The organism is Commensalibacter sp. Nvir, from assembly GCF_963921845.1.
Classification (GTDB): domain Bacteria; phylum Pseudomonadota; class Alphaproteobacteria; order Acetobacterales; family Acetobacteraceae; genus Commensalibacter.
This window is the reverse complement of sequence record NZ_CAWUGZ010000129.1, coordinates 1-16,257: the sequence shown is the minus strand read 5'-3', so window position 1 is coordinate 16,257 and position 16,257 is coordinate 1. Positions and strand designations below refer to the sequence as shown.

General features: G+C 42.7%; 29 protein-coding genes. All 29 read right to left on the bottom strand.

All coding sequences use genetic code 11. The features are described 5' to 3' along the window. Positions 1 to 18: 18 nt before the first annotated feature. Positions 19 to 1,038, bottom strand: a complete 1,020-nt coding sequence (locus AABE15_RS08030) for a DNA-directed RNA polymerase subunit alpha (protein ID WP_338330772.1) — start codon at positions 1,036 to 1,038, stop codon at positions 19 to 21. A gap of 104 nt (positions 1,039 to 1,142) precedes the next feature. After that, entirely contained in the window at positions 1,143 to 1,535 is a 393-nt protein-coding gene (gene rpsK, locus AABE15_RS08025; protein ID WP_338330771.1) for a 30S ribosomal protein S11, read from the bottom strand. A gap of 48 nt (positions 1,536 to 1,583) precedes the next feature. Continuing rightward, positions 1,584 to 1,961 carry a 30S ribosomal protein S13 gene (gene rpsM / locus AABE15_RS08020; RefSeq protein WP_338330770.1) on the bottom strand — a complete coding sequence of 126 codons (378 nt, stop codon included), beginning with the start codon at positions 1,959 to 1,961 and terminating at the stop codon, positions 1,584 to 1,586. A gap of 199 nt (positions 1,962 to 2,160) precedes the next feature. After that, entirely contained in the window at positions 2,161 to 2,814 is a 654-nt protein-coding gene (locus tag AABE15_RS08015) for an adenylate kinase (protein WP_338330769.1), read from the bottom strand. Further along, positions 2,811 to 4,160, bottom strand: coding sequence for a preprotein translocase subunit SecY (secY, locus tag AABE15_RS08010; RefSeq protein ID WP_338330768.1), 1,350 nt, complete (start codon positions 4,158 to 4,160; stop codon positions 2,811 to 2,813). Before secY ends, AABE15_RS08015 begins: the two co-directional genes overlap by 4 nt. 126 nt (positions 4,161 to 4,286) lie before the next feature. After that, the gene (gene rplO / locus AABE15_RS08005) at positions 4,287 to 4,775 is read right to left on the bottom strand and encodes a 50S ribosomal protein L15 (protein WP_338330767.1); all 489 of its coding nucleotides are present in this window, start codon (positions 4,773 to 4,775) and stop codon (positions 4,287 to 4,289) included. 3 nt (positions 4,776 to 4,778) lie between these two features. Continuing rightward, positions 4,779 to 4,970, bottom strand: a complete 192-nt coding sequence (gene rpmD, locus AABE15_RS08000) for a 50S ribosomal protein L30 (protein ID WP_338330766.1) — start codon at positions 4,968 to 4,970, stop codon at positions 4,779 to 4,781. Next, positions 4,963 to 5,544, bottom strand: coding sequence for a 30S ribosomal protein S5 (gene rpsE / locus AABE15_RS07995; protein WP_338330765.1), 582 nt, complete (start codon positions 5,542 to 5,544; stop codon positions 4,963 to 4,965). Before rpsE ends, rpmD begins: the two co-directional genes overlap by 8 nt. Before the next feature lie 15 nt (positions 5,545 to 5,559). Beyond that, a complete protein-coding gene (rplR, locus tag AABE15_RS07990) occupies positions 5,560 to 5,922 on the bottom strand; it encodes a 50S ribosomal protein L18 (protein ID WP_338330764.1) in 363 nt (120 codons plus the stop codon). Next, positions 5,922 to 6,455 carry a 50S ribosomal protein L6 gene (gene rplF / locus AABE15_RS07985; RefSeq protein WP_338330763.1) on the bottom strand — a complete coding sequence of 178 codons (534 nt, stop codon included), beginning with the start codon at positions 6,453 to 6,455 and terminating at the stop codon, positions 5,922 to 5,924. The genes rplR and rplF overlap by 1 nt, the downstream gene beginning before the upstream one ends. Before the next feature lie 11 nt (positions 6,456 to 6,466). Next, on the bottom strand, positions 6,467 to 6,865 hold the full coding sequence (gene rpsH, locus AABE15_RS07980) for a 30S ribosomal protein S8 (RefSeq protein ID WP_338330762.1): 399 nt from the start codon (positions 6,863 to 6,865) through the stop codon (positions 6,467 to 6,469). Between the two features lie 10 nt (positions 6,866 to 6,875). Then, the gene (rpsN, locus tag AABE15_RS07975) at positions 6,876 to 7,181 is read right to left on the bottom strand and encodes a 30S ribosomal protein S14 (protein WP_338330761.1); all 306 of its coding nucleotides are present in this window, start codon (positions 7,179 to 7,181) and stop codon (positions 6,876 to 6,878) included. A gap of 104 nt (positions 7,182 to 7,285) precedes the next feature. Then, on the bottom strand, positions 7,286 to 7,855 hold the full coding sequence (gene rplE / locus AABE15_RS07970; RefSeq protein WP_338330760.1) for a 50S ribosomal protein L5: 570 nt from the start codon (positions 7,853 to 7,855) through the stop codon (positions 7,286 to 7,288). A gap of 10 nt (positions 7,856 to 7,865) precedes the next feature. Further along, complete coding sequence (gene rplX, locus AABE15_RS07965; protein ID WP_338330759.1) at positions 7,866 to 8,186, bottom strand: 50S ribosomal protein L24; 321 nt, start codon at positions 8,184 to 8,186, stop codon at positions 7,866 to 7,868. Continuing rightward, on the bottom strand, positions 8,186 to 8,554 hold the full coding sequence (rplN, locus tag AABE15_RS07960; RefSeq protein ID WP_338330758.1) for a 50S ribosomal protein L14: 369 nt from the start codon (positions 8,552 to 8,554) through the stop codon (positions 8,186 to 8,188). The genes rplX and rplN overlap by 1 nt, the downstream gene beginning before the upstream one ends. Positions 8,555 to 8,567: 13 nt before the next feature. Then, positions 8,568 to 8,846 (bottom strand): 30S ribosomal protein S17, encoded by a 279-nt coding sequence (rpsQ, locus tag AABE15_RS07955; RefSeq protein WP_338330757.1) that lies wholly within the window; start codon positions 8,844 to 8,846, stop codon positions 8,568 to 8,570. Positions 8,847 to 8,860: 14 nt separating this feature from the next. Continuing rightward, a complete protein-coding gene (rpmC, locus tag AABE15_RS07950) occupies positions 8,861 to 9,097 on the bottom strand; it encodes a 50S ribosomal protein L29 (RefSeq protein ID WP_338330756.1) in 237 nt (78 codons plus the stop codon). A 2-nt stretch (positions 9,098 to 9,099) separates the two neighbouring features. Continuing rightward, entirely contained in the window at positions 9,100 to 9,516 is a 417-nt protein-coding gene (gene rplP, locus AABE15_RS07945) for a 50S ribosomal protein L16 (RefSeq protein ID WP_338330755.1), read from the bottom strand. A gap of 62 nt (positions 9,517 to 9,578) precedes the next feature. Beyond that, complete coding sequence (rpsC, locus tag AABE15_RS07940) at positions 9,579 to 10,256, bottom strand: 30S ribosomal protein S3 (RefSeq protein WP_338330754.1); 678 nt, start codon at positions 10,254 to 10,256, stop codon at positions 9,579 to 9,581. Then, positions 10,256 to 10,651, bottom strand: coding sequence for a 50S ribosomal protein L22 (gene rplV, locus AABE15_RS07935; protein WP_338330753.1), 396 nt, complete (start codon positions 10,649 to 10,651; stop codon positions 10,256 to 10,258). Before rplV ends, rpsC begins: the two co-directional genes overlap by 1 nt. A 1-nt stretch (position 10,652) precedes the next feature. Next, on the bottom strand, positions 10,653 to 10,931 hold the full coding sequence (rpsS, locus tag AABE15_RS07930) for a 30S ribosomal protein S19 (protein WP_338330752.1): 279 nt from the start codon (positions 10,929 to 10,931) through the stop codon (positions 10,653 to 10,655). A gap of 14 nt (positions 10,932 to 10,945) precedes the next feature. After that, positions 10,946 to 11,776, bottom strand: coding sequence for a 50S ribosomal protein L2 (gene rplB / locus AABE15_RS07925; RefSeq protein ID WP_338330751.1), 831 nt, complete (start codon positions 11,774 to 11,776; stop codon positions 10,946 to 10,948). A 17-nt stretch (positions 11,777 to 11,793) separates the two neighbouring features. After that, complete coding sequence (locus AABE15_RS07920) at positions 11,794 to 12,090, bottom strand: 50S ribosomal protein L23 (protein ID WP_338330781.1); 297 nt, start codon at positions 12,088 to 12,090, stop codon at positions 11,794 to 11,796. A gap of 35 nt (positions 12,091 to 12,125) precedes the next feature. Further along, on the bottom strand, positions 12,126 to 12,740 hold the full coding sequence (gene rplD / locus AABE15_RS07915; RefSeq protein WP_338330750.1) for a 50S ribosomal protein L4: 615 nt from the start codon (positions 12,738 to 12,740) through the stop codon (positions 12,126 to 12,128). Between the two features lie 5 nt (positions 12,741 to 12,745). Beyond that, positions 12,746 to 13,435, bottom strand: coding sequence for a 50S ribosomal protein L3 (rplC, locus tag AABE15_RS07910; RefSeq protein WP_338330749.1), 690 nt, complete (start codon positions 13,433 to 13,435; stop codon positions 12,746 to 12,748). Between the two features lie 10 nt (positions 13,436 to 13,445). Further along, complete coding sequence (rpsJ, locus tag AABE15_RS07905) at positions 13,446 to 13,754, bottom strand: 30S ribosomal protein S10 (RefSeq protein WP_110438407.1); 309 nt, start codon at positions 13,752 to 13,754, stop codon at positions 13,446 to 13,448. Positions 13,755 to 13,863: 109 nt separating this feature from the next. Then, a complete protein-coding gene (gene tuf, locus AABE15_RS07900; protein WP_338330748.1) occupies positions 13,864 to 15,054 on the bottom strand; it encodes an elongation factor Tu in 1,191 nt (396 codons plus the stop codon). 67 nt (positions 15,055 to 15,121) lie between these two features. After that, a complete protein-coding gene (gene rpsG, locus AABE15_RS07895; RefSeq protein ID WP_338330747.1) occupies positions 15,122 to 15,598 on the bottom strand; it encodes a 30S ribosomal protein S7 in 477 nt (158 codons plus the stop codon). Positions 15,599 to 15,613: 15 nt separating this feature from the next. Next, complete coding sequence (gene rpsL / locus AABE15_RS07890; RefSeq protein WP_003621118.1) at positions 15,614 to 15,985, bottom strand: 30S ribosomal protein S12; 372 nt, start codon at positions 15,983 to 15,985, stop codon at positions 15,614 to 15,616. Between the last annotated feature and the right edge of the window lie 272 nt (positions 15,986 to 16,257).

Below are 16,257 nucleotides of genomic sequence, written 5' to 3'. Positions count from 1 at the left end.
AAGATCCTATCTTTTTTCTCAAAACAGCTCATCAAGCCGCTTTGCAAGTTCTTCTATATTTTCGGGTGGCCATGCAGGCACATTCATTCCCAGAGACAACCCCATCGTCGAGAGTACTTCCTTAATTTCATTTAATGACTTGCGTCCAAAATTAGGAGTACGAAGCATTTCCTGTTCCGTACGCTGAACTAAATCGCCAATATAAACGATGTTGTCGTTTTTGAGGCAATTAGCACTGCGTACAGACAATTCCAATTCGTCAACTTTACGCAAAAGATTACGATTAAAGGGTAAATCTTCTTGGGGCTCTTCGGTTGCAACCGGTTTTGGTTCATCAAAATTGATAAACAATTGCAATTGATCCTGCAATATCCGTGCTGCCAATGCAACTGCACTTTCTGGGGCAACCGAACCATCCGTTTCGACAGTAAGCAGTAATTTATCGTAATCGGTAACTTGACCTACACGAGTGGGATCAACTTTATACGAAACGCGACGTACCGGTGAATAAATCGCGTCAATGGGAATCATCCCTATCGGGGCATCCTCTTGCCGGTTGGCTGCTGCGGGCACGTATCCTTTACCCATATTGACGGTAAATTCCATGCCCAACTTAACACCATCATCTAACGTACAAATCACCAAGTCAGGATTCATGATTTCTATGTCTGGATCCGTTTGTATTTGTCCGGCAGTAATTTGTCCAGGTCCAACCGCAGATAAAATCATGCGTTTTGGACCCTCGTTATGCATACGAATAGCCAACTGCTTAACGTTAAGTACAATATCCGTAACATCTTCACGAACCCCATTGATGGATGAAAATTCGTGAAGAACCCCATCAATACGAAGTGCTGAAACCGCAGCACCCTGTAGAGAAGATAAAAGTACTCGCCGAAGCGCATTACCCAACGTCATGCCGAAACCACGTTCTAGTGGCTCCGCCACCACAGTTGCCACATTGGATAGCGCAGAGCTTAATTCGACTTCCATCTTCTCCGGCTTAATAAGAGATTGCCAGTTTTTCTGGAGGACCAAGGTGGTGGCCTTTCAATTCAAAGTTATGCCATGAAGGCGACAAAATCCCGATGCGATGTATCAGGATTATTCTAACGTTATTTTATAAAAAATAACAAAAACCACTAAACACGTCGACGTTTACGAGGACGGCAACCGTTATGTGGCACTGGTGTAGTATCACGTATTGAAGTCACTGTAAAACCAACGGTTTGCAATGCACGCAATGCACTTTCACGACCTGAACCGGGACCAGATACTTCAATTTCCAGCGTTTCCATACCATGTTCACGCGCTTTTTTACCAGCATCTTCTGCGGCTACCTGAGCAGCATAAGGCGTGGATTTACGAGAACCTTTAAACCCTTGTGCGCCAGCTGAAGACCAAGAAATAGCGTTTCCTTGAACATCAGAGATCGTAATCACGGTATTGTTAAATGTAGAAAGCACATGTGCTACGCCAGAAATAATATTTTTGCGCTCTTTTTTTCTGAGGCGCGGTGCGGCGGGTTTCGCCATAACTTTAATATCCTGTGTTTAATTGTAGTGTTAATACAAACGTGGAAATTAACGAGTAACTTTTTTCTTACCCGCAATTGCAACAGCTTTCCCTTTACGCGTCCTAGCGTTGGTGTGTGTTCTTTGCCCTCTTACAGGCAAACCACGACGATGACGTAAGCCGCGATAACAGCCTAAATCCATTAAACGTTTGATATTCATCGCTACATCGCGACGAAGATCGCCTTCAACATGATATTCGCCATCAATTAACTCACGAATCTTGAGAATTTCACTGTCTGAAAGCTCATTTACTCTGCGTTCGTCAGGAATTGAAAGTTTATTACAAATTTCCTGCGCCTTTGTCGGCCCAATGCCATAAATATAACGCAGTCCAATCGTTACCCGTTTATTTGTCGGGATATTTACGCCGGCAATACGCGCCACGCCTATTACTCCTCAATTAACCTATTAGTTCAATAGGTTTATTTAATTCTTTAACAATCAGCTGCGTCCTTTACATAGCCTCACAAAGCATTTAATAAACTTGCAACTAACACTGATGAAACACCTTTAAAGGCACGAATATAACCTTAGTGCTTCTAGAGTCAATACTGCAACACAAATAATTTTTTAAACTATAAGGTTACACGATGTTTTTTATAATTTGATCAATCTCTTTGGCAACTTCATTAACATTTTTCATTCCATCTATTCTATATAAACATTTTTTTTGTTCATAGTATGGCAATAAAGGCGCAGTTTGTTTTTTATACGTTTCTAAACGAGCCAGTACTGTCTCTTTATTGTCGTCCGCTCTATAAACGAATTCTGTTGCACCGCATACATCGCAAACGCCCTTTACCTTAGGTTGCTTCATCGTTTTGTGATAGCTCGCCCCGCAGTTTGCGCAACTAAATCGACCCGAGATACGATCTGCAAGTACTTGTTCGTCAACCTCCAAAAGCAATACCAAGTCAATTTTGGTATGTTGAAGAGCAAACATTTTATCAAGCGCTTGCGCTTGCCCTAAACTTCGTGGAAATCCATCCAATATAAAACCATTGTGACAATCGTTTTTATGGATTCGAGTTTCTATCATTTTGATCATTAGATCATCAGGAAGCAGTTGTCCAGCATCCATAATGGATTTAGCTAATTTACCAATATCCGTTTGATTTTTGACTTCCGCTCTCAACATGTCTCCCGTAGAAATTTGAGCAATACGATACTTATTAACCAGGATTTGGGCCTGTGTACCCTTCCCTGCGCCTGGAGGACCTAAAAAAACTATTTTCAACGTTTTTTACCTTTTCCGCCACGCGTTTTACGTAATAACCCTTGATATTGATGAGCGACAAGATGAGATTGAACTTGCGTCACGGTATCAATCGTTACAGAAACAATAATGATCAAGCTGGTTCCGCCAAAGTAAAACGGCACGTTGTAATGATTAATAAGAATTTGTGGCAACAAACAAACAACCACTAAATAGAGAGCACTTATAGTGGTAATACGCGTTAATATATTATCAAAAAAAGCCGCGGTGTTGGTTCCCGGTTTAATACCCGGTATAAATCCACCTTGTTTTCTTAAGTTATCCGCCGTCTCTTTAGGGTTAAAGCTAACCGCTGCATAAAAATAAGAAAAGAAAATGATCATTACAGCGTAAAAAATCATATATAGAATACGACCTTGACCAAATTCCTGTCCTAAATACGCAAGCCACCCTGGCGTTGAATCGCTCGATAAAAACCCAGAAATTGTAACGGGTATTAACAATACAGAGGATGCAAAAATGGGAGGAATAACTCCTGCCGTATTAACCTTTAATGGCATATGCGTAGAGTCACCCCCGTACATTTTATGCCCAACTTGACGTTTAGGGTATTGAATAACTACTCTTCTTTGTGCCTGCTCCATAAAAACAATAAATGCAATCGTACAAGCAGCTAAAATCAAAAAAATGAATACAAAAAGAGGTGATAAAGCGCCCGTATATCCAAGTTGAAATAAGCTAGCTAACGCTTTCGGTAAGTTAGCAACAATACCAGCAAAAATAATTAAAGAAATTCCATTCCCAACCCCTCTTGAGGTAATCTGTTCACCCAGCCACATTAAAAACATTGTGCCGCCCACTAACGTAACCACACAAGTTAAAATAAAAAACATGCCTGGTATAACCACTGCAGGTCCAGCTACACTTTTCATGCTTTCAAGGCCAATAGCAATCCCATACGCTTGAAATAAAGCAATAAAAACCGTTAAATAACGCGTATATTGGTTAAGTTTTATCCGTCCCTGCTCTCCCTCTTTTTTGAGCGCCTCTAATGAAGGCATAGCCGATGACATAAGTTGTACGATAATTGATGCACTGATGTAGGGCATAATGTTCAAAGCGAAAACCGTCATACGTCCAAGCGCACCACCACTGAACATATCAAACATGCCCAAAATACCACCTTGATGCTTAGCTAAAAGCTGCGCCATGACGGTTGCATCCACACCAGGAACAGGTATGTATGTTCCTAGACGATAAATGATTAACGCTCCAAGCGTAAACCATATCCGTTTTTTTAACTCAGTTGCTTTAGAAAAAGCACTAAGATTAACATTAGCTGCTAATTGCTCGGCCATCGAGGCCATATTCATATCCTTTCAGAAAAAACAGCGTCACCGTAATTTACTCACGGGACGCCGTAAAAACCTTAAGATTCTAAAGAAACGTTTAATTTGAACTTTTTAAAGCTCTAAATCAATTCTCTTTATGCTTTAGGCATCTGCAGAGTTATCCTCAGAGGTTGATAACAACGTGATGGATCCCCCTGCATTCCTTACAGTTTCAACAGCTTTTACAGATGCACCGGAGACTTCAAGGGTGAGTGCTTGAGTAAGCTCGCCTTTTGAAAGCAAACGGACTCCTGAATATTTACGTCCTTTAATCATGCCTGCTGTACGAAAAGCTTCTTCGTTAATCGTCAAAGATGGATTTAATTTTCCCATTTCAATGGCTTTAACAAGCGTTTCAATATTAATCTCTGCGTAAAGCTTACGAAAAATATTCTTAAATCCTCTTTTTGGCAAACGACGGTAAAGGGGTAATTGCCCCCCTTCAAATCCATTAATCGAAACTCCAGATCGTGCTAATTGACCCTTAACACCTTTTCCTGAAGTCTTACCTTTACCAGAGCCAATACCACGACCAAGACGTTTTTTGTGATACCGAGAACCCTCATTATCACGAAGTTCATTCAAATTCATTTTTTACTCCTCCACCTTTACAAGGTGGCGAACTTTACTAATCATACCTCGAACCGCAGGGGTATTTTCTAACTCTCGTGTTGAACCAATACGATTTAATCCAAGGCCGACCAGCGTCTGCTTTTGATTTTTTTTACGTCCAATTGCTGAAGCAATTTGGGTTACTTTAAGCTTCTGACCGTCATGCTCAGGCATTTGTAACCTCCGACGTCGTTTGCGGTTGAGAGGACGTATCCCGTCTTCCTAATATTTCAGCAACTTTTTTCCCTCTACGCGCCGCTACAATTCTTGGACTTGCACAGCGTTTTAATGCATCAAACGTTGCCTTAACCATATTATGAGGATTACGCGTTCCCGTAGATTTAGCAACAACGTCATTAATTCCTAGGCTTTCAAAGACGGCGCGCATAGGACCACCTGCGATAATACCCGTTCCTGACTCTGCCGACCTTAGAACAACGTTACCCGCACCATACGTACCATGTACATCGTGATGCAAGGTTCTACCTTCTTTCATGGGTACACGGATCATCGTTTTTTTAGCTTGCTCGGTAGCCTTACGAATTGCTTCAGGCACTTCCCTTGCTTTTCCAGAACCGTAACCAACGCGACCCCGTTGATCCCCAACCACTACAAGCGCTGCAAAAGCAAATCGGCGTCCGCCTTTAACAACTTTTGCAACACGATTGATTGATACAAGATTATCAACCAAATCGTCACTTTCGCGTTCACGACCTGCGCGACCGCCTTCTTTCATTTCACGTGCCATTCGCGACCTCTCCCTCTAGAACGCCAGTCCGCCCTCGCGGGCAGACTCAGCCAGCGCTTTTACACGCCCATGATAAATATAGGAGCCACGATCAAAAACGACCTGTTCCAATCCTGCCGACTTAGCGCGTTCTGCAATCAACTTGCCAACGGCGCGTGCTGCTTCAATATCAGCTCCTGTCTTCAGCTGACTTTTGACAGCTGCCTCGAGTGTTGACGCAGCCGCTAAGGTCTTGCCCGTAGTGTCGTCAATCACTTGTACATAAATATTTTTACTTGAACGAAAAACAGATAGACGTGGTCGTCCATTCGCCTTCGAACGAAGCTGATAGCGCAACCGTCTACGCCGACGCGCTTGTAATTCACGTTGCATACCCATTATTTCTTTTTACCTTCTTTGCGACGTATAACTTCATTATCATAACGAACACCTTTGCCTTTATAAGGTTCAGGCTTACGAAAGTTACGAATATCGAGAGCGACTTGCCCTACACGTTGCTTATCATTTCCTTCAACGACCACAGCTGTTGGTCTTGGTGTTGAGATTTTGATATTTGATGGTATTGGATAAACAATATCATGAGAATAACCAAGATTCATAACAAGGTTAGAGCCCTGGATAGAAGCACGAAAACCTGTCCCTGTAATTTCAAGTGCCTTGCTATACCCTTCTGATACGCCTTTGACCATATTGGCAATTAACGCACGGGTAGTTCCCCACATCGTTCGCGATAATACAGATTGGTTTTTAGGCTTAACAATAATTTGATTATCTTCAATAAGCGTATCAACATGTTCGGAAATTGGTAACGTTAATTCACCTTTAGTTCCCTTAACCAAAAACACGCCATTTGTTACTGAAGCTTGTACCCCTTGCGGAATCTGCACGGGATTTTTGCCTACACGTGACATTCATCTCCCCCTTAGAATACACGACAGAGCACTTCGCCACCAACATTGGCAGCACGTGCTTCGATATCAGATAAAACACCAAGAGGGGTAGATAGAATGGAAACTCCCAAACCACCATAAACCTTCGGCAATTCTTTAATTTTAGAATAAACGCGCCGGCCAGGCTTGGAAACTCTTTGAATCTCCTTAATCACTGGCAGCCCATCAGAATATTTCAACTCAATATGTAATTGACTTATGCCTTTTCTTACTTCTTGCTTTTCAAAACCACGAATGTAACCTTCACGTTTCAACGCTTCTAAAACATTAACGCGAAGATTTGACGCAGGTGCAACGCAGGAAGTATGACGAGCAGATTGCGCATTACGAATACGGGTGAGCATATCACCTAATGGATCAGATAATGACATGTATTGCCCCTCACCAACTTGACTTAACCATGCCGGGAATGTGTCCAGCAGATGCCAGCTCACGCAACGCGATACGACAGAGCTCAAATTTACGATAATTTCCTCGCGAACGACCTGTTAGTCTGCAACGCAAACGAACGCGTACGCGTGACCCATTGCGTGGAAGCTTCGCAAGTTTTAAAGAAGCATCAAAACGTTCTTCTACGGGCAGGCTTCTATCCATAACAATGTTTTTAAGTGCAATGCGCTTGTCTTTATCCCGTGCCGCGAGTTTAACACGATGAGCATTGCGATGAATGGCGGAAGTTTTTGCCATGCTTAATTTTACCCTCCGGAACCTGTCGACACTGTTCGACCGTTTTCCAAAAATAATTGAACATGCAAGAAATAAGATCATTCCTTGCAACGAGTATCCTAAGATTAACTGACAAAAGGAAGAGAAAAGGCTTTCAAAAGTGCTTTCGCTTCTTCATCAGTTTTGGCTGTAGTAACAAAAATAATGTCCATACCCCGTACGTCATCGACTTTATCATAGACGATTTCCGGAAATACAATTTGCTCTTTCAAGCCCATTGCAAAATTACCATGACCATCAAAACCTTTATTAGAAGGCAATCCCCTAAAATCGCGAACCCGGGGTAACGCTATGGTAACCAAACGATCAAGAAATTCGTACATGCGTTTCTTGCGCAAAGTCACTTTGCACCCAATAGGCAAACCTGCCCTAATTTTAAATCCGGCAATTGCTTTCTTGGATAACGTTTTAACCGCTTTTTGTCCTGCAATCAAGGTCATTTCTTCAACGGCAGAATCAAGTTTCTTTTGATCCCCTGCTGCTTCTCCCACACCCATATTAAGAACAATTTTCTCAAGACGGGGAATTTGCATTTCATTTTTATAGTTAAATTGCTTACGAATGGTGTGGCGCAATTCTTTCTTATAAAGCGTAAAAAGACGAGCTTCAGAGAAAGCTTGACTGGTTTCTGACATTTCTCTCCCCTTATCCTTCAATCACTTCACCCGTTGATTTTGCGACACGGACTTTACGTCCATCATCCAAAATCCGAAATCCGACCTTTGTAGGTTGTCCAGATTTTGGATCAATCAACTTTAGGTTTGATAAATGTACAGGTTTTTCTTTTTCAATAATTCCACCGGGCTCACCCATGCGTGTCGGCTTTTTATGATGCTTTGCAACAGCAACACCACGAACCACAGCCCTCTCTTCTGAGGGGTTTACGGATAAAATTTCGCCTTTAACCCCCTTATAAGGGCCTGTAATGACAACAACTTGATCGCCTTTTTTAATACGAGCCGCCATTATAGAACCTCCGGCGCTAAGGAGATAATCTTCATGAACTGACGTGCACGAAGTTCTCTTACTACAGGGCCAAATATACGGGTTCCGATAGGTTCTTTCTGCTTGTTAATTAAAACGGCAGCATTCTTATCAAAACGTATAACCGTACCATCAGCACGCCGTACTGGATAACTTGTCCGCACAATTACCGCTTGATGAACATCGCCTTTTTTCACTTTGCCACGAGGTATAGCCTCTTTGACAGAAACGACAATCACGTCGCCGACCGAAGCGGTTTTCCGCTTTGAACCGCCCAGCACCTTTATGCACTGCACCTCTTTTGCGCCAGAATTATCGGCAACAGTAAGGTTGGTCTCGGGATGGATCATGTCTTAGCCTCCCTTAAACTTCTGCACTGGATACTGTAGAAGACGAACCAAGTTCGTCACCATTACGCGTAATCACAGCCCATGTTTTTCTTTTTGAAATTGGTGGTGATTCGATAATGCGAACCGTATCACCAATTTTACATTCGTTCAATTCATCATGCGCCGCATATTTTTTTGAGCGACGAATGAATTTTTTATACAGGGGGTGCATAACACGACGAACGACCATAACGGTTACGGTCTTTTCCATCTTATCACTGGTTACCCTGCCTGTCAGAACGCGCCTTGGCATCGTTCATTAACTCCTTAGGACTTGTGGTTGGATGCAGAAGCTCCAACGTTTGATTTAACTGTTTCGTTCATAATTGTTTTAATACGAGCAATATCGCGACGTATTACGCCAACACGACTAACGCCTTCATTTTGACCCGTTGCACGTTGAAACCTAAGATTAAATTGTTCTCTTCTTAAATCAATTAAAAGGGTTTTCAATTCATCCATAGTTTTGGCACGTAAATCAGCGGGCTTAAATGCCTTTGCCATTTTTAAGCCTCTCCTATACGAGTGATAAATTTAGTTTTAATAGGAAGCTTTGCTGCACCAAGGGTTAACGCTTCTTTTGCTATTTCAGGCGAAACACCTTCTATTTCAAAAAGAATGCGACCGGGTTTTACACGTGCGACCCAAAATTCGGGAGATCCTTTTCCGGATCCCATACGAACTTCAGCAGGTTTACTTGAAACGGGCAAGTCAGGAAAAATTCGTATCCAAACACGACCCATACGCTTCATAGCACGGGTAATTGCACGCCGAGACGCTTCAATTTGACGTGCCGTGATTCGTTCAGGTTGCAAAGCTTTCAAACCATAGGTGCCGAAATTAAGCTCTGTTCCACCTTTGGCCATTCCATGAATACGACCTTTATGAGCTTTGCGGAATTTAGTCCGCCGCGGAGATAGCATCTTTTAATATCCTCATGCGTAATAATAGTCGACTATATAACTATTAAACTCAAATTAATCAATTACCGTTGTGGCACTTGATCGGCGGCACGTCGATCTTGCGCAGATGGATCATGAGCCATAATTTCGCCCTTAAAGATCCAAACTTTAACACCACACTTACCGTATGTGGTATGCGCTGCGGCAATACCATAATCAATATCTGCACGCAATGTATGCAATGGAACACGACCTTCACGATACCATTCGACACGTGCAATTTCAGCCCCGCCTAAACGACCGCTGCAATTGATACGAATACCTTGTGCCCCCAAGCGCATTGCAGACTGTACTGCACGTTTCATAGCCCGCCTAAACGCAACACGACGTTCTAACTGCTGCGCAATATTTTCAGCAACCAATGTGGCATCAATTTCAGGTTTACGTATTTCAACAATGTTTAGAGCAACTTCCGCTTTGGCCATTGTCGCAAGTTCTTTACGTAAACTGTCAATATCCTGACCTTTTTTACCAATTACAATGCCTGGCCTAGCAGCATAAATAGTAACCCTTGGTTTCTTAGCTGGTCTTTCGATGACCACTTTGGAAACACCCGCACCGGCTAATCTTTTCTTTAAATAATCACGAAGTTTGAAATCTTCAAACAACAACCGAGTATAATCTGAATCAGCATACCAGCGACTGTCCCAAGTTCGATTAATTCCTAAACGCAATCCAATTGGATTAACTTTTTGACCCATTATGCAGCCTTTCCTTCATCGTTATCACTGCGTTCTGCGACGATAATCTTTATATGACTAAAGAATTTTTGAATTTGTGCTGAACGACCGCGACCTCTTGCTTGGAAACGACGCATGACCATAGCCTTGCCAACTTCAGCTCTTGAAACAATTAAACGATCAACGTCAAGTTGATGATTGTTTTCCGCATTTGCTATTGCACTCTCAAGTACAGTTTTAACTTGCTTTGCAATACGACGTTTAGAAAAACTTAGTTTTGCTAAAGCTTCTGATACAGGCTCGTTGCGGATTAAGCCTGCAACAAGACCTAATTTACGTGGACTGGTGCGAAGGTTTCTACCGATAGCCTGAGCTTCGGTTTCCGCAAGCGCACGTGAATGCTTTGGTTTGCTCATCCTAGCCCCGCTTTGCTTTTTTATCGGCAGCATGACCATTGTAAGTACGCGTCGGGGAAAATTCACCGAATTTATGCCCTACCATATTCTCACTAACCTGCACTGGTAAAAATTTGTGACCGTTGTAAACACCAAAAACCAACCCAACGAATTGTGGTAAAATGGTGGAACGACGAGACCAAATTTTAATTACATCATTACGCCCAGAAGCTTGAGCAGCTTCTGCTTTTTTTAATAGGTACCCGTCTACAAACGGGCCTTTCCAGACGGATCTTGCCATCTCTGTTCGCCCCTCTACTTGCCTGTCTTACGTCGACGAATAATCAAACTATCCGTGCGCTTGTTGACTCTTGTTTTATATCCTTTAGTTGGTTTACCCCACGGTGTCACTGGATGACGACCACCTGAGGTACGACCTTCACCACCACCATGAGGGTGATCGACTGGGTTCATAACGACACCACGGTTATGTGGACGACGACCCAACCAACGAGAACGTCCCGCTTTACCAAAATGTTGGTTCATATTATCAGGATTCGACACAGCACCAATCGTAGCCATACATTCACCACGAACCAATCTTAATTCATTCGATTGGAGCTTTACTTGGGCATATCCTGCATCTTTACCAACCAACTGAGCATAGGTTCCTGCAGATCGAACAAGTTTGGCACCTGCACCCTCTTTGAGCTCAATATTATGGATAATCGTTCCCACAGGTATAGCCGCTAAAGGCATAGCATTACCAGGCTTAATATCCACACGTTGACCAGCGACAACCATGTCGCCAACTTTCAGGCGTTGCGGAGCGATAATATAAGAAAGTTCCCCATCCTCATAACGTATTAAGGCAATAAAAGAAGTACGGTTAGGATCATACTCTAAACGCTCAACCTGTGCTGGCACATCAAACTTGCGGCGTTTAAAATCAATGATACGATACGATTGTTTATGCCCACCTCCAATAAAACGAGAGGTAATTCGCCCATTATTATTACGACCACCAGTTTTACTCTTACCTTCAGTAAGGATTTTAACTGGTTTTCCTTTCCAAAGTCCTTTTCGATCAATTAAGATCGTTCCACGAAGACTTGGAGTTACTGGATTAAAATGCTTTAATGCCATCAGTTTTCATCCTACGCTTAAGATAACTTGGTGGTCAAATCAATAGACTGACCTTCGGCAAGTTGAATAAAAGCTTTTTTAACATCAGTACGACGTCCCATCCGACCCTTAAAACGCTTTGTTTTTCCTTTTAGAATAAGCGTATTAACACCAAGAACTTTGACACCAAACAATGTTTCAATTGCTACTTTAATTTGTTGCTTGGTCGCTGCAAGATCAACTTTGAATACAATCTGATTTTTCTCAGAGAGCATAGTAGCCTTTTCAGTGATAAGCGGTGAGCGAATGATATTAAACATCGCTTCACGAGACATTTTTGCCGCCTGGCGTCGTAACATCAGAATATTTGTCATACCAAACGCTCCTTCAATGTATCAACGCCTGCACGGGTGATTGCCAAAACATCGTGATGGAGAATATCGTAAACGTTGGCGCCCCTAGTCGGCAAGATATCTACAGCGTGTATGTTACGAATGGCACGACCAAAATTTTCATCCACAGCTGAATCAACAATCAAAGCCGAACTCCAGCCTAAACCGTTAACTTTTTTTACCAAATCAGAAGTTTTTTGGACTCCTGTGGCTTGATCAAGAATAACCAGCTTACCCTCAATTAACTTTTGAGAAAGAGCAGAAATTAATCCTAATCTTCGAATTTGTTTGGGCAATTTATACCCATGATCGCGAACAACAGGTCCATGAACCACACCACCCGTTCTAAATTGTGGACTACGTAAAGAACCTTGACGGGCGTGACCTGTGCCTTTTTGTTTATATGGCTTTTTGGTTGTTCCTGAAACTTCGCTGCGCCCTTTAGCTTTATGCGTACCGGCTCTGCGTTTAGCAAGTTGCCAATGAACTACCCTTGCCATAATATCGGCACGAGGCTGCATTCCAAAAATTTCCTCTGGAAGGGTGATATCTCCGACACTTCCGTTATCGAGGGTTTTAACTTCTAACTGCATTCCCCTCAACCTTCCACTGCTGATGTTACGAATGCCGCAGGAAAGGGCGCATCTGCATGGCGAGCTTTCTTAATCGCATCCCGTAAAAAGACAAAGCCATTCTTTGCGCCTGGTACAGAACCTTTGATCATGATTAATTTTTTTTCAACATCCACGGCGGCAATCTCTAGATTTTGAGTGGTGACCCGCTCACTTCCGAGATGTCCTGCCATCTTCTTGTTTTTAAATGTTTTACCGGGATCTTGACGGTTACCCGTAGATCCATGGGAACGATGACTAATCGATACGCCATGGGTTGCTTCCAACCCAGCAAAATTCCAACGCTTCATCGCCCCAGCAAATCCTTTACCTTTACTGATGCCAGTTACATCGACCTTTTGACCAACAATAAAATGTGCTGGACTTAAATTAGAGCCGGCTTCTAATAAAGCATCTTCAGAAACTCTGAATTCAACAAGTTTTTGCTTAGGTTCAACTTTTGCTCGTGCAAAATGTCCCCGGTTTGGTTTGCTCACATTCTTTACCTTGGCTTTACCAATACCAAGTTGCACAGCATTGTAACCATCCCGTTCTTGTGTACGAGCATCTATGACCTGCACCTCATCTAAGTGCAGCACTGTGACAGGCACGTGAGTGCCGTCCTGTTTAAACAGTCGGGTCATCCCCAACTTTTTTGCGATTAATCCGGTACGCATCGTCTGGACCTTATAACTTAATCTCAACATCTACGCCAGCGGCGAGGTCAAGTTTCATGAGAGCATCCACGGTCTGCGGGTTGGGCTCAACAATATCTAACAAACGTCTGTGTGTTCTAATTTCGAACTGCTCACGACTCTTCTTATCGATATGAGGAGAACGGTTAACCGTAAACCGTTCAATATGTGTCGGTAAGGGGATGGGCCCCCTTACCTGTGCCCCCGTACGCTTCGCTGTATTAACGATTTCACGCGTGCTGTTATCAAGCACGCGATAATCGTATGCTTTTAAGCGAATACGGATATTTTGGCTTTCCATTACAATTTTGCCTAAATGTTTTAATAGATCAAAAAACTATACGCTATAACGACAAGATTCCCAACCGTTTCGCACGGATGAGAATCCTGAGAATTTTAAAAATTATCACTTATTCTGTGATTTTAGAAACAACCCCTGCACCAACGGTACGGCCACCTTCACGAATAGCAAAACGAAGGCCTTCATCCATAGCAATTGGAGCAATAAGTTCAACATCCATACGAGCATTATCACCCGGCATAACCATTTCTGTACCCTCAGGTAAGTGAACGACACCCGTCACATCTGTGGTACGAAAATAAAATTGTGGACGATAATTTGTGAAGAATGGAGTGTGACGACCACCTTCCTCTTTCGTGAGGATATACGCTTCAGCTTTGAATTTATTATGCGGTTTGATGGTACCAGGTTTTGCAAGAACTTGACCCCGTTCAACATCTTCCCGCTTGGTTCCTCTTAAAAGAGCACCAATATTATCCCCTGCTTCCCCACGGTCGAGCAATTTACGGAACATTTCAACGCCTGTTACCGTTGTCTTGGTCGTTGGACGTATACCAACAATCTCAACTTCTTCACCAACGTTTACTTCACCACGTTCAACACGCCCGGTTACAACGGTTCCCCGTCCTGAAATAGAGAACACATCTTCAATTGGCATCAAAAATGGACGATCAACAGGGCGATCAGGTTGTGGAATATAATCATCAACTGCGTTCATAAGATCAAGAATGCGGTTTTTTCCTAGTTCTGGATCACCGTCTTCTAAAGCAACTAATGCAGATCCTTTGATGATAGGTATTTCATCGCCAGGGAATTCATAAGAAGAAAGCAATTCACGAATTTCCATTTCGACGAGCTCAAGCAACTCTGGATCGTCCACTTGATCACACTTATTCATAAACACAACCAGCGCTGGAACACCAACCTGACGAGCAAGAAGAATATGTTCACGCGTTTGAGGCATTGGACCATCAGCAGCAGAAACCACTAAGATAGCGCCATCCATCTGTGCCGCACCTGTAATCATGTTTTTAACATAATCGGCGTGACCAGGACAGTCAACATGGGCGTAATGACGTTTTTCGGTTTGATACTCAACGTGAGCAGTTGAGATCGTAATACCACGAGCTCTTTCTTCAGGAGCCTTATCAATCATATCATACGCAGTAAATTCTGCTCCACCTGCTTCTGCCAATACTTTTGTAATTGCAGCAGTTAAAGTAGTTTTACCATGGTCAACGTGACCAATGGTACCAATATTGCAGTGCGGCTTGTTCCGCTCAAATTTAGCCTTTGCCATTGTTTCTCTCCGTTAACTTGGGGCACCCAAGAAATTCGGTTAAATTAAGATTAACTCAAACCCATATTTACCAGCGATAATGGCTGAATGCCTTATTCGCCTCTGCCATACGATGTGTATCTTCGCGTTTTTTTACCGCAGAACCACGATTGTTTACCGCATCAAGTAACTCGTTCGACAATCTGTGTTCCATCGTATTTTCACCTCTTTTACGAGATGCGTCTATCAACCAACGAATAGCCAGCGCTTGACGTCTATCTGCACGTACTTCTACAGGCACCTGATAGGTTGCCCCGCCAACGCGGCGTGAACGAACTTCAACAGCAGGCTTAACATTATCCAATGCTTCGTGGAACAAACGAACTGGGTCCACTGACTCACCGCCTTTAGCACCTAACGTTTCCAAAGCACCATAAACGATTTTTTCAGCAACTGATTTTTTTCCATCATACATTAACGCATTCATAAAACGCGTAATGACAACATCACCAAATTTTGGATCGGGAAGTATCTCGCGCTTAACTGCGCGGTGTCGGCGACTCATGCCTATTAATTCCTTTTATTTTGGACGTTTAGCACCATACAAAGAACGTCGTTGACGCCGCTTTGCAATTCCTTGTGTATCCAGGACTCCGCGTAAAATGTGATAGCGTACGCCTGGTAAATCTTTAACACGTCCACCACGTATTAAGACCACACTATGTTCTTGTAAGTTATGACCTTCACCAGGAATATAACTCACCACTTCGTAGCCATTCGTCAAACGAACTTTAGCAACTTTACGCAATGCAGAGTTTGGCTTCTTTGGCGTCGTCGTATAAACACGAGTACATACACCTCGTTTTTGTGGACATCCCTGCAAAGCAGGAACCTTATTGCGCTTGGCAGCAGGTTCGCGGCCTTTAGCAATCAACTGGTTAATGGTCGGCATTCGCCTTTCCCGATCCTTACTATCTCTAGGTTAAGCATCTAAACGCTTAACGGTCATTTACAAAAATTCGTGCCTAAAACATTTATTAGGCGGACTTACTGAATAGATTTACCTACAAAATATTATAAATTTTGTCGTATTTATAAATTTTTAGACAACCATCCAGGGCCGATAAACATTGACGTTCTTTTAACAAGAACCCTATTGGTTTGCAAGTCAAAATTTGCTTATCCAAACAGTAAACAACATTCAAGAGGCTTTAAGGATATTAA

Bases quoted from the DNA above. Each gene is read 5' to 3' on its own strand.
- rpsK (WP_338330771.1), bottom strand. From the start codon at position 1,535: ATGGCGAAACCCGCCGCACCGCGCCTCAGAAAAAAAGAGCGCAAAAAT.
- secY (WP_338330768.1), bottom strand. From the start codon at position 4,160: ATGGCCTCGATGGCCGAGCAATTAGCAGCTAATGTTAATCTTAGTGCT.
- rplO (WP_338330767.1), bottom strand. From the start codon at position 4,775: ATGAATTTGAATGAACTTCGTGATAATGAGGGTTCTCGGTATCACAAA.
- rpmD (WP_338330766.1), bottom strand. From the start codon at position 4,970: ATGCCTGAGCATGACGGTCAGAAGCTTAAAGTAACCCAAATTGCTTCA.
- rpsE (WP_338330765.1), bottom strand. From the start codon at position 5,544: ATGGCACGTGAAATGAAAGAAGGCGGTCGCGCAGGTCGTGAACGCGAA.
- rplR (WP_338330764.1), bottom strand. From the start codon at position 5,922: ATGGGTATGCAACGTGAATTACAAGCGCGTCGGCGTAGACGGTTGCGC.
- rplF (WP_338330763.1), bottom strand. From the start codon at position 6,455: ATGTCACGTGTAGGCAAAAATCCCGTGCAGATTCCGCAAGGGGTACAA.
- rpsH (WP_338330762.1), bottom strand. From the start codon at position 6,865: ATGTCATTATCTGATCCATTAGGTGATATGCTCACCCGTATTCGTAAT.
- rpsN (WP_338330761.1), bottom strand. From the start codon at position 7,181: ATGGCAAAAACTTCCGCCATTCATCGCAATGCTCATCGTGTTAAACTC.
- rplE (WP_338330760.1), bottom strand. From the start codon at position 7,855: ATGTCAGAAACCAGTCAAGCTTTCTCTGAAGCTCGTCTTTTTACGCTT.
- rplX (WP_338330759.1), bottom strand. From the start codon at position 8,186: ATGGCGGCTCGTATTAAAAAAGGCGATCAAGTTGTTGTCATTACAGGC.
- rplN (WP_338330758.1), bottom strand. From the start codon at position 8,554: ATGATCCATCCCGAGACCAACCTTACTGTTGCCGATAATTCTGGCGCA.
- rpsQ (WP_338330757.1), bottom strand. From the start codon at position 8,846: ATGCCAAGGCGCGTTCTGACAGGCAGGGTAACCAGTGATAAGATGGAA.
- rpmC (WP_338330756.1), bottom strand. From the start codon at position 9,097: ATGGCAAAGGCATTTAAGCCCGCTGATTTACGTGCCAAAACTATGGAT.
- rplP (WP_338330755.1), bottom strand. From the start codon at position 9,516: ATGCTATCTCCGCGGCGGACTAAATTCCGCAAAGCTCATAAAGGTCGT.
- rpsC (WP_338330754.1), bottom strand. From the start codon at position 10,256: ATGGGTCAAAAAGTTAATCCAATTGGATTGCGTTTAGGAATTAATCGA.
- rplV (WP_338330753.1), bottom strand. From the start codon at position 10,651: ATGAGCAAACCAAAGCATTCACGTGCGCTTGCGGAAACCGAAGCTCAG.
- rpsS (WP_338330752.1), bottom strand. From the start codon at position 10,931: ATGGCAAGATCCGTCTGGAAAGGCCCGTTTGTAGACGGGTACCTATTA.
- rplB (WP_338330751.1), bottom strand. From the start codon at position 11,776: ATGGCATTAAAGCATTTTAATCCAGTAACTCCAAGTCTTCGTGGAACG.
- AABE15_RS07920 (WP_338330781.1), bottom strand. From the start codon at position 12,090: ATGTCTCGTGAAGCGATGTTTAATATCATTCGCTCACCGCTTATCACT.
- rplD (WP_338330750.1), bottom strand. From the start codon at position 12,740: ATGCAGTTAGAAGTTAAAACCCTCGATAACGGAAGTGTCGGAGATATC.
- rplC (WP_338330749.1), bottom strand. From the start codon at position 13,435: ATGCGTACCGGATTAATCGCAAAAAAGTTGGGGATGACCCGACTGTTT.
- rpsJ (WP_110438407.1), bottom strand. From the start codon at position 13,754: ATGGAAAGCCAAAATATCCGTATTCGCTTAAAAGCATACGATTATCGC.
- tuf (WP_338330748.1), bottom strand. From the start codon at position 15,054: ATGGCAAAGGCTAAATTTGAGCGGAACAAGCCGCACTGCAATATTGGT.
- rpsG (WP_338330747.1), bottom strand. From the start codon at position 15,598: ATGAGTCGCCGACACCGCGCAGTTAAGCGCGAGATACTTCCCGATCCA.
- rpsL (WP_003621118.1), bottom strand. From the start codon at position 15,985: ATGCCGACCATTAACCAGTTGATTGCTAAAGGCCGCGAACCTGCTGCC.